Source organism: Micromonospora sp. NPDC005413 (assembly GCF_040606435.1).
GTDB lineage: Bacteria > Actinomycetota > Actinomycetes > Mycobacteriales > Micromonosporaceae > Micromonospora.
The window spans coordinates 1-12,409 of record NZ_JBEXEV010000012.1; the positions used below are offsets into that span (position 1 = coordinate 1).

Sequence of the window (12,409 nt, forward strand, 5' to 3'; positions counted from 1 at the left end):
CGCCGACATTGCGGCGTCCGAGTGCCCCGGATACCGCAATGTCGGCGAAACGGAGTCGATCACGCCAAGGACACCGGGTTGCCTCGCGGATCTCGTGGTCGGGTCGGCGACGCACGGGCTCATCGATGTGGTGAAGATCGGCTATAAGTGACGCATGGACTTCCCGCCGCACCTGGGCAGCATGCCGATGCACGCGATCACCGAGATCCACGGCGAACCGGGCCTGCTGGAACGCTTCCGGTTGGAGGTCCAGCAGTTCGACGACGCGGCCCGGGCGCGGCTGACCGCCGCGCTCGACCTCGCGGCCGAGCTGCACCGCGACGACCGACGCGTCCGCGAGCCGTACCTCAACCACCTGCTGCGGGTGGCGATCCGGTTGATGCACCACTACCAGGTGCGGGACGTGGACGTGATCGTCGCCGGCCTGCTGCACGACGCGGTGGAGGACCACCCGGCCGAGTTGGCCGGCGGCGACCCGGGGGCCGACCCGGCCGGGGCCGCGTTGACCGCGCTCGCCGCGCGGTTCGGGCCGCGGGTGGCCACCCTGGTCGCCGCCGTCACCAACCCGGTGTACGACCCCGAGCGGGACCGCAACACGCAGTACCGGGAGCACCTGGCGATAAGCCTGGACCGGGAGCCCTGGGCCCGGGTGATCAAGGTGTCGGACTTCACCGACAACGGCGTGGGGGTGATCCACACGGTGGGGCCGAAGGTCGTCTCGTCGGCGCGGAAGTACCGGCCGCTGGTGCCGCTCTTCCGGGACCTGATCGGCCGACCGGACACACCGTTGTCGCCGGCGGTGAAGCGGCACATCTTCGGCCAGCTCGACCTGGCCGAGGAGCGGTTCAGCGCCATCCTGGACCAGCCCGCCCACCCCCACTGACCAGGCGTCGCATCACCCGACCGGGTTCTGCGACAAGTTCTCAGATCTGTGAAGAAGCCTCCGGCATTACGGTGAGTTTGCGTCAGATGGGAGGCAAAAGTCCTCTTGGTCGGAATCTCTGGCGCACCCCCGATCGAGAGGATTCGGACCCATGCGCGACCTTTCTCGGCGCGATCTGCTCAAGGCGACGGCCGTCGGTGCCGGCGCGGTCGCTCTCCCGGGCATGATGGCCGGCAGCTCGGCGATCGCGGCTGACGGTCACGGGTCCTCCTCCGGCGCGAAGTACCCGCCAGCGGAGCTGACCGGCCGCATCGTTCGTCCCCAGAGCCCCAACTACGCGGAGGCGAGCATCGGCTGGGACGAGCTCTTCGTTCACTATCCGCTGGTCATCGTCTTCGCCCAGGAGACCCGGGACGTGGTCAACGCGCTCACGTGGGCGCGGCAGAACAACGTCGCGCTGCGGGTCCGCAGCGGCCGTCACAGCCTTGAGGGCTGGTCGAACGTCGACAACGGCATCGTGATCGACGTCAGCGAGCTGAAGGAAACCCACATCGACGCCGCCAGTCGCACCGCACGAGTCGGCGCCGGGCTCAACCAGTTGGAGGCGGTGACCGCGCTCGGGGAGTACGACCTGGCGGCGACGACGGGAACGGAGGGAACCGTGGGCCTGTCCGGCGCGACCCTCGGCGGCGGCTTCGGCTTCCTCACCCGCTACCTCGGAATGGCCTGCGACAACCTGGTCGGGGCGGAGATCGTCGTGGCGTCGGGTGCCGACGGCGCGGAGGTGCTCGAGGTGGACCCGTGGAAGCACCCGGACCTGCTCTGGGCGCTGCGGGGCGCGGGAAACGGCAACTTCGGCATCGTCACCTCGCTCACCTACAGGGTGGCCCCGCTCAAGAGCGTCGCCTACCTCCAGGCGACCTGGGAGGGCCTCGACGACCTGCACGGGGTCTTCGACACCTGGCAGCGCACCGCACCGTTCACCGACCCCCGCCTCGGCAGCCAGCTTGAGGTCCACCCGAACGAGATCCTGCTGTTCGGGGTGCTCGCCGAGGGATCGGAGGCGGAGGCCAGGAAGCTGCTCGCGCCGATCCTGTCGGTTGGCAACCCCGAGGTGACGGTGCAGATCGGAGGCTGGGGCGACACCTATGCCGGCTTCCAGATTCCGACCGAGGACGAGCCCGCGAACTGGAAGTTCTTCTCGCAGTTCACCAGCGAGCCGTTCCCGGAAGAGGCGATCAGCGTCATTCGCGCGTTCATGCAGGACGCCCCGTCGGACGACAGCAACTTCTTCACCCAGGCCTTCGGCACCGGGGCGCAGAGACATGAACCGTTCGGTGGCGCGGCGTTCCCGCACCGCGACGCGCTCTTCTACTCCGAGCCCGGCGCAGGCTGGGGCACTCGCGGAGAGCCCGACAGCGGCGACGCCATCACCCCGATCGCCCAGACCTGGATCGCCGAGTTCAGCCAGGCACTGCGGCCCTACGTGAACGGCGCCTACGTCAACGTGCCGAACATCGGCATGGCGGAATGGGAAACCGCCTACTGGGGACACAACTTCGACCGGCTGCGCCGGGTCAAGGCGAAGTACGACCCCCACAACGTCTTCCAGTACGAGCAGAGCATCCCGCCCGCGACACACTGACCCGCGCGACGGGCGCTGCGGATGCCGCTGCGGGCGAGGTCACACCTGGTGCAGGCCGGCGCGAACGAGGTGCTCCAGCCAGGGTGTCGGTGCGACGCCCAACTCCCGGCCCAGGTCGGCGCGGAACAGCTCGAAACGGCGTACCGCCTCGTTGATGTTGCGCTCCGCCAGGTGCACGGCGATCAACGTGCGGGTGGCGCTCTCCCGCAGCGGCTCCAACTGCACAGCGGTCAACGCCACCTGCACCGCCTCGCTGAACCGGCCCTGCGTGGTGAGCCGCTCGGCGAGCGCCTCCAGCGCGTACAGCTGGGTCTGGCGCAGCCGTTCCCGTTCGGTCAGCACCCAGTCGTCGTACCAGCCGGGCAGCAGCTCGCCGGTCGCCAGCGCCGGCAGACCGGGGCGGACACCGACCGGTGACCCGCCGGCCAGCAGCGCGGTGGCCGCCGCGCCCAGGGTGGCCACGTCGCTGGTCACCCCGGCGGCCAGGGCCAGCCGGTCGTCCTCCTCCACCAGCGGCTCGGGGGTGACCCGGTGCAGCCGCCACAGCATGGTGCGCAGGTTGGCCCGCGCCCGCTCCTCGTGCGAGCCGGGCCAGAGCGTGCCGGCGGCCTCAGACCGGGCACACCCCTGGCGTACGCCGAGGTAGGCCAGCAGTCGGCGGGCACCCTGCGGCACCGCCACCGCCCGCCCGTCGCGTTCCAACCCGAACCCGCCGAGCAACCGCAACGCGTACCGGGGAAGCTGCCCCGCGTCGGTCTCGGGTGCCCCGAAGCGGAGGTCGTGCGTTACCTCGTGAACAGCCATGCATGCGCCTTTCGCACCCGATCGCCCCGTGGCAGTTCCACGGTCGGATGTGGAGGGTCGACGCGCCAGCACAGTGTCGTCACACCGACCCGGCGAGCGGCGCGGATCAACCGTTCGCCGGAGTCGGTACCGGCCGTTCAGCGCAGCTTGCTCAGCGTCCGGGCGTACCCGGTCCACTCGGCGGCGTCGCCGACGTCGGCGCGTATCTGGGCCTCCTTCATGATGGCGAGCACCTGCTCGGGCTGCGCGTCGGCCAGCTTGCCGAGCGTGCTGATGCCGGCGCGGGCCAGCGCCGCCCGGGCCTTGGTCGGCACGCCGGCGAGCATCGCGATGTCGGCGTCCGCGACGTTTTCCAGTTCGGCTTCGATGCCGAGCGCGGCGGAGACCGCCGACTGGGCGCCGACCGTGGTCCGGACGATGACGGCCTCCCGCTCGCTCACCTCGGCGAACATGGCGTCGATGCTCGGGTAGGCGGTCTCCGCCGGCAGCACCTTGAGCACGTCGCGGACGAGCCGGCCGTCGGCCACCTCGTCCTCGCCGAAGAGGCGGATGAACTCGACAAGCTTCACCTCGCGCGGGAAGCGCTGCCGGACGTCTCCGTGCTCGGCGGCGTACCGGGCGAGCTGGGCGGCACCGCGGACCTTCGGCCCGGCGATCACGTCCACCCCGAGGGTCTCCACGGCCGGCAGCACGATGGTGCCCGCCTTGGTCTGCCAGATGCTGACCTTCTTGTCCATGAACATCGTGGTGCCCATGTACCTGCCGAAGTCCAGCGCGCCGATGTAGTTCGGGATCTGCTCGATCGTGTACGGGCCGGGGCTGACCTTGGTCTCGTGCACCGTCGAGTGCAGCCGGTTGATCTCCGCGCGGATCTCGTCGAGCAGCCGGCGCAGGCTCACCCGCATCGCCGCCATGCAGGAGAACGCCTTGGCCAGGTCGGTGCCGAGGTGGTCCAGGTCGTGCTCGATGCGGTGGAAGCGCTCGTTGAAGCCCTGCTCGCCGGGGGTCTGCCCGGCCTGCACCACGTCCTCGCCGTCGACCCAGTCGGCGTGGGCGAAGGTGCGGGCGAACGGCGGTGGCGCGCAGCCCGGCTCCACTGCCGGGAACGACTCGGCGTAGCTGAACACCCGCTTCGCGGTGCCCACGTTCTCGTAGATCCAGGAGGAGACCAGCACGCTGGCGTCCGAGGCCGGAATGCCGTGCTTGGTGAACGCCTCGTACAGCTCGGTGACGGTCACCCCGTCATAGTTGATCTCGCTCGCCATGGTGGTATCCCTCTCAGAGCTGGTCGTACACGCCGCGGTGCCGGCGCTGCTGGAAGGTGCGGAAGGTCCGGGCCACCGCCGGGCGCAGCGGCTCGGCGTCGCCGTCGGCGTCGAGGTCGACGTGGTCGCGGCGAATGCCGAATGTGTTGATCTCCACGCCGAGTGGGCAGACCCTCATCAGCGCGTTCATCAGCCGCTCGTACTGCGCCAGGGTCACCGTCACCCCGTCGGGCAGCTCCACCCGGAACTCGTACGGGTCGGTCAGCCCGGTGCGCACATAGGAGAGCGCCACCACGGCGACCAGCCCGGCGTGGGTGGGCCGCAGTGTGGTCCGCGCGCCGACCGCCTTGATCTCCGCCGTGCCGCCGCCGAGCCCCACCGTGTACCAACGGAACCCGGTGGCCCGGCGCTCAGCCAGGTTCAGCCCGGCCTGCGGCAGGCCGATCACGCTGCACACCAGCAGCACCCGGTTGCCCGTCTCGACCAGCGGCAGCGCGGCGGCGAGGTGCTGGTCGCGCAGCAACCCGACCAGCCGGGCCAGCCGGTCGGCGGCGGCCGGCTGCCCGGCGATCAGCGCGGTGGCCAGCGCGGCCGGCAGCTCGATGGTCTCGACCAGCTCGTCGGGGAGCCGGTTCAGCGCGGCCACCACGGGTGCTGGCTCCCGTACCGCCGGAAGGCCGGCTGCGGCCAGCACCTGGTCCACCGGCTGCCCGGCCGGCCGGGTCGGCACCGCCGCCCACCGGGTGCGGGCCACCGCGTCGGTCAGCGGCGCCCACGCCGGCTCGCCACCGCCGGTCCAGGCTGTCGCGGCGGCGGTCAGCCCGGCCAGCAGCAGCGCGTTGCCGCCCGGGTCACCCGGCGCGTGGAACTGCGCCTCGACCGCCGCGTCGGCACCGACGGCGGCGCTCAGCGGTGCGGTCACCGCCAGCCCGCGCGTGGGCAGGTGCGACAGGTACATCCGGGTGGTGCTGATCCGGTGCGTGGTCGGCAATCCGCACATCCGCCACAGCCACGCCAGCTCGCCGTCGGCCGCCACGGTGGGCACACCGCGTGCGCGAGCGGCGACGATCAACGCCTCGGCGGTCCGGTCGCCGGTGACCGCCCGGCCGGTGTCCAACACCCGGTTACGCAGGTCGGTGGCCTGCGCGGGGGTCGGCCAGCTCACGTCCACACCGAGGCCCAACTCGTAACGGCTGCCACCGGCGTCGTCCTGGGCCCGGGTCACCTGCCACACCACCGACGACCCGAGCGCCCGGCACACCCGCCCCGCCCGGTCCAGGGCAGCGGCCAGCGGCGGGGCGATGCCGTGCGCGCTGTCGAAGGCGTACGACTGGCGCAGGCTGGCCCGCAGGGCGGTGACCTCGGTCAGCCGGCTGCCCGGCAACGCCCGGCCGGCGTGCACCGTGTTGTTCGGCGGGGTGTTCGCGGGCAGCACCAGTCGGTCCCGGCGCAGTTGGGCGAGGAAGTTCGTGCGGTGCTGCGGATCGCCGGCGGCGACCAGCCGGATCGCCACCGCGAACCGGTCGTCGTCCTCGCGCAGCGTGAACCGGGCGCCGCCGGGCAAATCCGCGAAGAGCCCGGCATTCGGGTCGGTGTCGGCGCCAGGGCCGTTGAGCAGCCGACGCACCGCACCCGGAGTGGGCAGCAGGAAGCGCCGGTAGAGCCCGAGTCGGTGGGCGTACGCGGGGTCCGGCTCGCGGGCCGGCGGGGCCAGCCGCCGGGCGTACACCTCGCCGCTGGCCGGCTCGTGCACCAACTCGTCGACGAAGCGCGCCACCCCGACGTCCGCGCCGATCCGGTCCAGCGCGTCGCGCCGGGCGTGGGCCAGGGTCCGGTACGCGTGCACCTCCCGGGCCGCGCGGCGCAGCCGGTGCTTCTCGTACGACACCAGGTACAGCAGCCGGCCCAGGTTGCCCTCCAGCACGGCCAGCTCGATTAGTCCGGTGAGCGCCGCACCGGTGACCGCCGTGGCGGCGGCACCGTCGACGGCCCGCTCGGCGGTCACGACGACGGTGAACGACGCGACCAGCGGCTCGTCGGCGGTGTCCGGCACGTACGCCGGCACCGACGCTCCGGCGGCCGACCAGGGCGCGAAGACCACCGGGGGCAGCACCCGCTCACCGGTGCCGCCCGGGTCCACGGTGACCGTCACCCGGACGGTCTCCTCGACCAGATCGCGGCGTAGCACCACGGTGAGCAGGGGATGTCGACTGGTCCAGTCCACCGCGGCGGTGCCGGTGGTGGCGAGCGGCACCACGACCCGCCGGACGGTGCCCGGGTACGGGCCCTCCAGCTGGTCGACGAGGTTACGTTCGACGGACGGGTCGGCGCCGTCCACCGGCACCCGGATGTCGGTCATCGCGCCCCCGCTCAGACGATCCGGAACGGCCGGGGGTCGTCCCGGTCGACGTAGACGGGCACCTGGTTGGTGGCGAGCACCGCGTTGTCGCCGACCGGCAGCCGCTGCACGCCGTCGCCGGTGGGCGCGCTGCCGGTGACCACCACCGCCGAGTCGGCCGGGAAGCGGACCAGCCGCAGTGCGCGGACGTCCGCGACGCCCGGCTCGTTCATCAGCGTCCAGATCACCTCGGCCGCCCGGACCGGTTCACCAAAGGGCAGCTCGTCGACGTAGCGGCGCAACCGGGCGTGCAGTCGGGCCCGCAGCTCGGTGGCGGCGGTGGAGGCGTTCACCGTCTCCTTCGAACCGGTGGGCAGCGGCAGGCCACGGATCACCAGGTCGGCCTCGACGCCGATGCCCACCTCGTCGGCCCGGTCGACCGACGCGAAGATGCCCACCGGGCGCAGGTCCTCGATGACCGACTCGACGGCGGCGTGCAGCCCGTCCGGGCCGTCCCAGATGGCGGCGGCGGTCGGCGCGACCAGCACCGTCACGTAGTACGGATTTCCCAGGTCACGTTCGGTGCTGAAGACCCGCTCGATGAAGTTGAAGTTGCCGAAGATGGACTGGTTGAGGTCCAGCCCGCCCCGGCCGTCGAAGACCTGCACCTGGCGTACGCCCGGCACGGTCGCCACGGCCAGGCCGATCGCCTCGGCCGTCCAGATGGAGCGGGGCGCGGCCAGCAGCAGTTGCCGGTAGCGGGCGTCGGGCACCTGCTGCTCGCCCCCGGTCAGCGCGACGGTGTGGGTGATCTCCACCAGTTCCTTGCCGGCGGCCTGCTCGGCGTCGTCCAGGTCGGCCAGCAGGGTGTCGGCCCGGTTCCACCGGTCGATCTTCTGGCTGGGTTGGGCGGGGTCGAGGTTGTGCGCGGGGCCGGGGTAGAACGCGGCGACGGCCGGCACCCGTTCGCCGACGGCGGCGGAGAGCACGACCGTCTCGTCCAGGGCGACGTGGTGCCCGCCCGGTGTGGACAGCCGTGCGCCCCGGGGCAGCGTGAGCTGGGTTCGGCCGGTGGGCAGCGCGGCCTTCAGCTTCAGCTTCACCGTGCCGCGGGCCGGCAGGTACGGCCGGGGTATGCCGAGTTCCTCGCCGAGGCGGGTCAGCGCGTCGGCGGTCGCCGACACCACGTACGAGTTGTCATAGACCGCGCCGAGCGCCGCCCACAGTCGGGCGTCCTCCAGCGCGGCCAGTTCGAGGACCTTGCGCAGCACGGCACCACTGGTCAGGTCGATGTCGTCGCCGAAGAGCAGCCGGGCGGTGGCCAGCTTCTCGGCGAGCAACCGGGCGAAGGACTTCGGCACGAAGCCGCTCTCGACGATGCCGAAGCCGGTCGAGCCGGTGGCCCGCAACGCGGCGGCGTCGACGGCCAGGACGTCGGCCAGCTCGGCCGGGAGGGTGGGATCAGACATTGGGCAGCTCCCCGAGATGCACCGAGAGCCGGTCGTCGGTGATGGTTTCGAACTGGACCTGCACCTGCAGGGTGCGCGACGAGCGCAGCGCGGCGCGGGCCGCGTCATCGGTGCCGTTCGCACCGAGCCGGCCGTCGTCGAGATTCACGTCGACTATCTTGCGAACGCGGGGGTCGCGGTCGAGCAGCGTGATGATGCCGATCCGCACCTGCTCGCGGACCAGGTTCGGCTCGATCGGTTCGGCGAGGGCGTTGAGCCCGTCGAAGCCGAAGGTGGCGTCGAAGACGTTCGAGCCGCGCAGCGTGGTCAGCGCCACCGCGAGGCTCTGGGCCACGTTCTCGGTGCCGGCGACGAGGGCCAGCACGCGGCCGTTCGGCCCGTCGTCGAAGACGACGTCGCGGGCCAGGTCCACGCCGGGCATGGTGGGCTCGAAGGCGAGGCCCCAGCCGAGGTAGCGGCGCTGGGCGGCCTGCCGTTCCCGCTCGGTCCGGTCCACCTCAGACCGCCTTCAGCTTGCTCTGCCCGGCGCTGGCGGCCAGGCCGGGAGTGCTGCCGTTGGTGGCGCCGCTGAGAGTGTCCAGCGCTACCCCGGCCCCACCGACGTGCAGCTTCTGGGCGGCGCCGGACGCCGAGACGACGTTCTTGCACTGCACGGTGGAGCTGCTGTCGGTGATCGTGCAGCCGGTTACCGACTTGCCGGTGATGCCGTCGGGGCGGACCACCGGGGTGCCGGCCACCGTCAGCTTCGCCTGCCCGGCCGGGGTGACCGCACCCTGACTCGGGCAGTGCACGTCGCTCGACGTGGTGAGCACGAAAGCCATGTCGCTCTCCTCAGTGGACGTTCATCGCGTTGCTGACCTGGACGTCGACGTCGTCGGCGGCGATGTTGACCGTGCCGCCGCTGATGTTCACCGCGCCGTTGCCCGCGTCCAGGTCGATCTGGGTGGCGGTGATGGTGATCGAGCCGTCCTGCTTCATCACGATCGACGACCCGCCGGCGGCGTGCTCGATGGTGATGCTGTCGGCCTCGGCGGCGCGTTCCGGGCGCTGACCCCGACCGTGCAGCTGGGCCCGACCCACCCGCACCGTCAGCTCCCCCAGCTCGATGACCCGGTTGCCGTCGCCGTCGGTGAGGTCGTGCGCCACCTTGCCGTCGTGGTCGGCGGGCACCACCGTGTCGCCGATCGACGAGCGACGGTCGCTGGCCACTCCGACCGGCAGTGACAGCCACCAGTCCCCCGGCTCGGAGACCGGTGCGTGCCCGGTCGGCCAGAGCGCGCCCACCTCCACCGGGTCGTCCGGTGCGCCGTTGCGGTAGGCCATCGCCACCCGCGTGCCCGGGTAGCGGGGCAGGATGAGCCCACACCCGCCCCAGGCGAACGGGGTCAGGTAGGTCACCCCGGGCAGCGGCGCGGGCTGCTCCCGGCGTACCGGCAGACGGCGGGCGCCGTTGGGTCGGCCGTCGGAGCGGGCCAACCCTTCCCACACCGTCTCGGTCTGTGCTGGCGGCTCGACGGCGCCGCTGGCGTTGGTGGCCGCCGCGCGTACCTCGCCGATCTCCAGGCCGCGCGTCTCGCCCCGGGTGGCGCGGGCCACTCGACGCACCGCCTCGGCGGCGGCCACGCCGGGCGAGGACGCCGGACCGGCCGGCTCGGCGGTACCCACGCCGGAGGCGTCACTCCAGCTGTCCCAGGCCTGCGCGCCCGACGTGACCTCGACGCCCTGCACCACCGTGACGAAACCGGCGGTACGCGACAGGGTGTGCCGGGCGGCGCTGAGGTAGAGCAGCTTCGCCCCCGCGCCCAACTCCCCGGTCGACGGGGCGAACGGGGCGGCGAACGAGCCGAGCAGCGCCGCGCCGACGCTGCCCAGCGTGGTGGCCTCGTCCACCGCTGGCGGGTCGAAACGCACCAGGTCACCGGGCTTCAGGTCGGGGCGACCCTTGAGGGTCAGCGTCCACGCCCGACGGCGCGGTGCCGCGGTGCCGGCGGTCTCGGTGGCCGCGTACGGGTCGGTGTCCTGGCTGCCGTTCTCCGTGCACGCCAGCAGACCGGTGGCGAGGGTGAGTGGCTTCGGCTCTCCCTCCGGGTACGGGATGGGCCGCTTGCCGACGTGCACGGTGCCGTCGCGGATCAGCAGCATCCCCCGCCCGTACGCGTTGAGCGACTGCTGCAACGCGCCGCCGATCCGGTCCAGCGCGGCGCGGTAGAGCAGCCCGGCGCCGAAGGCGACCCGCTCGTCACCGGCCGCCTCGCTGGCGCCCCGGGTCATCGTGCCGTCCGGGTTGCCGCCCCAGGTGGCGATGTCCACTCGGCTCCGCTCGGCGATGGCCCGGATCGCGGCGGTGAAGTTCGCCGCCTCGAACCGCTCGGCGACCCGCTGCCCGAGCCGGGCGTACGCCTGCTCGACGAGGGTCAGCTCGGTGTCGTACGTCCGTTCCCCGGTGAGCCGGCGTACCTTGGTCACCCGCAGCACGGCGACCAGTGCCTGGGTCAGCTCGGCCGGTGACGGGCCGGCGTTGACGCCGACCAGGTTGGTGAAGAAGGCGCCGACAGAGGTGTTGGCGTCACGCCAGTACAGGTGCAGCTTCGCCACCAGCGGCGGTTGCCCCTCGGCGGTACGCAGGGCGGCGAAGTGCTCGTCGATCAGCCCCTGCACGGTGATCGTGTACGCGCCGGGGCCCAACCCGTCGGGCAGCGCGGCGTCGATGGCCGCGTAGTAGTCGGCGCTGGACAGGGTCAGGGCCGCGTCCTGGCTGAGCCCGTTCGGGGTCTCCCGGTGGAAGGTCACGGTCCAGCCGGCGTCGTTGCCGACCGCGCCCTGGCGTACCTGGCCGGTCTGGAACGGCGTGAGCGTCATCGCAGCACCCTCCGCAGCTTCTTGTCGAGCAGGTAGCGGTAGCGCAGCTTGCCGGGGCCCAGCTCGGATTCGACGCGCTGTGCGGGCGGGCGGCGACGCCAGACGAACTCGTTGATCGGGGGCGGCCCGAACTGGTCCACCGCGCGGTCGGCTCGGCGCCAGGCCAGCGTCACCGACGAGCCGTAGTCGCCGGAGCCGCGTACCGTCCCGGCGTGCAGCAGCCAGGCGAGCACCACCACCTCGACGGCGACCGGGGCGGGCCCGGCGGTGTCGGCGGGCGTGCCGACGTCGGGGCAGACCCGGCGCAGCCCGGCGGCGAGCGGCACCGAGCCGAGGATCCGGGTGCCCTGGCGGACCACCAGGCGCAGCGGCACCCGGCCGACCAGCGCCGGTGGCCGGGGCGCGGCCGGGGGCGCGGGCCGGGGCGCCTTGTCGTCGGCGGAGCTGCTGACCACGGCCAGGGGGTCGGTGTCGAGCCACTGCCGGGCCAGCCCCGTGGGCAGGATCAGCACCGCGTGTACGCCGGCGCCCAGCTCGATGCGGTGCGGCACGCCGGCGGTGAGGCTCTGCCGCACCTCGGTGAACCCGTCGGGCACCTCGATCGGTGCCTCCGGCAGCAGGTAGCGGTCGATCGGGAACGGTGGCATCAGTTCCCCAATCCGTCGGCGAGCGCGCCGACTCCGATGCTGGCCACGTCGAGCAGCTTGCCGAGCAGACTGGGACGGGGCACGTGGACGAGGGTGATGGTGGTGTCGAGGACATCCCGGCGGGCGGCGGAGGCGTTGAAGGTCAGCGACTGCACCTGCATGTCGGTGCGGATGGTCATCGAGGTGACCAGGATCAGGCCGCCGAACTTCCCACCGGAGTACGCGGCCAGCGCGGTGCCACGCTTGCTCGCCTCCGCCATCGTCTCCAGGGCGAACTTCCACGCGTAGCGTTCCGGGCCGACCAGCACCCCGGTCAGGGTGATGGTGTCGTCGTGGGTGGCCACGATCGCCTTGTGCGCGGTGGAGCCGATCGGCGGCAGGTGGTAGGTCTGCGTGAGGGAGATGGCGGTGACGGCCCAGAGTGGGATCGGCAAAATCCCGTCGCTGATGATCGCGGACGGCACCGTGCCGTACCGCATGAAACTGGTGGTGGCCATGC

11 protein-coding genes are annotated in these 12,409 nt (G+C 72.4%); 2 read left to right on the forward strand and 9 right to left on the reverse strand.

Annotation, left to right across the window (positions count from 1 at the left end):
* Positions 1-154 precede the first annotated feature (154 nt).
* Together ABZS37_RS15560 and ABZS37_RS15565 are read left to right on the forward strand one after the other, a co-directional pair.
* A complete protein-coding gene (locus tag ABZS37_RS15560; RefSeq protein ID WP_355169384.1) occupies positions 155-883 on the forward strand; it encodes an HD domain-containing protein in 729 nt (242 codons plus the stop codon).
* Positions 884-1,034: 151 nt separating this feature from the next.
* Positions 1,035-2,528, forward strand: a complete 1,494-nt coding sequence (locus ABZS37_RS15565; protein WP_355169386.1) for an FAD-binding oxidoreductase — start codon at positions 1,035-1,037, stop codon at positions 2,526-2,528.
* Positions 2,529-2,567: 39 nt separating this feature from the next.
* On the opposite strand, the gene ABZS37_RS15570 is transcribed toward ABZS37_RS15565, so the two are convergent.
* From ABZS37_RS15570 to ABZS37_RS15610, 9 genes are all read right to left on the reverse strand, one after another.
* Positions 2,568-3,332: a BTAD domain-containing putative transcriptional regulator gene (locus tag ABZS37_RS15570; RefSeq protein ID WP_355169388.1), complete on the reverse strand. Its 765-nt coding sequence runs from the start codon at positions 3,330-3,332 to the stop codon at positions 2,568-2,570.
* A 137-nt stretch (positions 3,333-3,469) separates the two neighbouring features.
* Positions 3,470-4,597, reverse strand: coding sequence for a hypothetical protein (locus ABZS37_RS15575; protein ID WP_355169390.1), 1,128 nt, complete (start codon positions 4,595-4,597; stop codon positions 3,470-3,472).
* 13 nt (positions 4,598-4,610) lie between these two features.
* Positions 4,611-6,956, reverse strand: a complete 2,346-nt coding sequence (locus tag ABZS37_RS15580; protein ID WP_355169392.1) for a hypothetical protein — start codon at positions 6,954-6,956, stop codon at positions 4,611-4,613.
* An 11-nt stretch (positions 6,957-6,967) separates the two neighbouring features.
* Positions 6,968-8,404, reverse strand: a complete 1,437-nt coding sequence (locus ABZS37_RS15585; RefSeq protein ID WP_355169394.1) for a baseplate J/gp47 family protein — start codon at positions 8,402-8,404, stop codon at positions 6,968-6,970.
* Entirely contained in the window at positions 8,397-8,900 is a 504-nt protein-coding gene (locus ABZS37_RS15590; protein WP_355169396.1) for a hypothetical protein, read from the reverse strand. The genes ABZS37_RS15585 and ABZS37_RS15590 overlap by 8 nt, the downstream gene beginning before the upstream one ends.
* A 1-nt stretch (position 8,901) precedes the next feature.
* A complete protein-coding gene (locus tag ABZS37_RS15595; RefSeq protein ID WP_355169398.1) occupies positions 8,902-9,225 on the reverse strand; it encodes a hypothetical protein in 324 nt (107 codons plus the stop codon).
* Between the two features lie 10 nt (positions 9,226-9,235).
* On the reverse strand, positions 9,236-11,263 hold the full coding sequence (locus tag ABZS37_RS15600; protein ID WP_355169400.1) for a hypothetical protein: 2,028 nt from the start codon (positions 11,261-11,263) through the stop codon (positions 9,236-9,238).
* Positions 11,260-11,910 carry a hypothetical protein gene (locus ABZS37_RS15605; protein ID WP_355169402.1) on the reverse strand — a complete coding sequence of 217 codons (651 nt, stop codon included), beginning with the start codon at positions 11,908-11,910 and terminating at the stop codon, positions 11,260-11,262. The genes ABZS37_RS15600 and ABZS37_RS15605 overlap by 4 nt, the downstream gene beginning before the upstream one ends.
* Positions 11,910-12,407, reverse strand: a complete 498-nt coding sequence (locus ABZS37_RS15610; RefSeq protein ID WP_355169404.1) for a hypothetical protein — start codon at positions 12,405-12,407, stop codon at positions 11,910-11,912. The genes ABZS37_RS15605 and ABZS37_RS15610 overlap by 1 nt, the downstream gene beginning before the upstream one ends.
* Positions 12,408-12,409 lie beyond the last annotated feature (2 nt).

Bases quoted from the DNA above. Each gene is read 5' to 3' on its own strand.
- ABZS37_RS15560 (WP_355169384.1), top strand. From the start codon at position 155: ATGGACTTCCCGCCGCACCTGGGCAGCATGCCGATGCACGCGATCACC.
- ABZS37_RS15565 (WP_355169386.1), top strand. From the start codon at position 1,035: ATGCGCGACCTTTCTCGGCGCGATCTGCTCAAGGCGACGGCCGTCGGT.
- ABZS37_RS15570 (WP_355169388.1), bottom strand. From the start codon at position 3,332: ATGGCTGTTCACGAGGTAACGCACGACCTCCGCTTCGGGGCACCCGAG.
- ABZS37_RS15575 (WP_355169390.1), bottom strand. From the start codon at position 4,597: ATGGCGAGCGAGATCAACTATGACGGGGTGACCGTCACCGAGCTGTAC.
- ABZS37_RS15580 (WP_355169392.1), bottom strand. From the start codon at position 6,956: ATGACCGACATCCGGGTGCCGGTGGACGGCGCCGACCCGTCCGTCGAA.
- ABZS37_RS15585 (WP_355169394.1), bottom strand. From the start codon at position 8,404: ATGTCTGATCCCACCCTCCCGGCCGAGCTGGCCGACGTCCTGGCCGTC.
- ABZS37_RS15595 (WP_355169398.1), bottom strand. From the start codon at position 9,225: ATGGCTTTCGTGCTCACCACGTCGAGCGACGTGCACTGCCCGAGTCAG.
- ABZS37_RS15600 (WP_355169400.1), bottom strand. From the start codon at position 11,263: ATGACGCTCACGCCGTTCCAGACCGGCCAGGTACGCCAGGGCGCGGTC.
- ABZS37_RS15605 (WP_355169402.1), bottom strand. From the start codon at position 11,910: ATGCCACCGTTCCCGATCGACCGCTACCTGCTGCCGGAGGCACCGATC.
- ABZS37_RS15610 (WP_355169404.1), bottom strand. From the start codon at position 12,407: ATGGCCACCACCAGTTTCATGCGGTACGGCACGGTGCCGTCCGCGATC.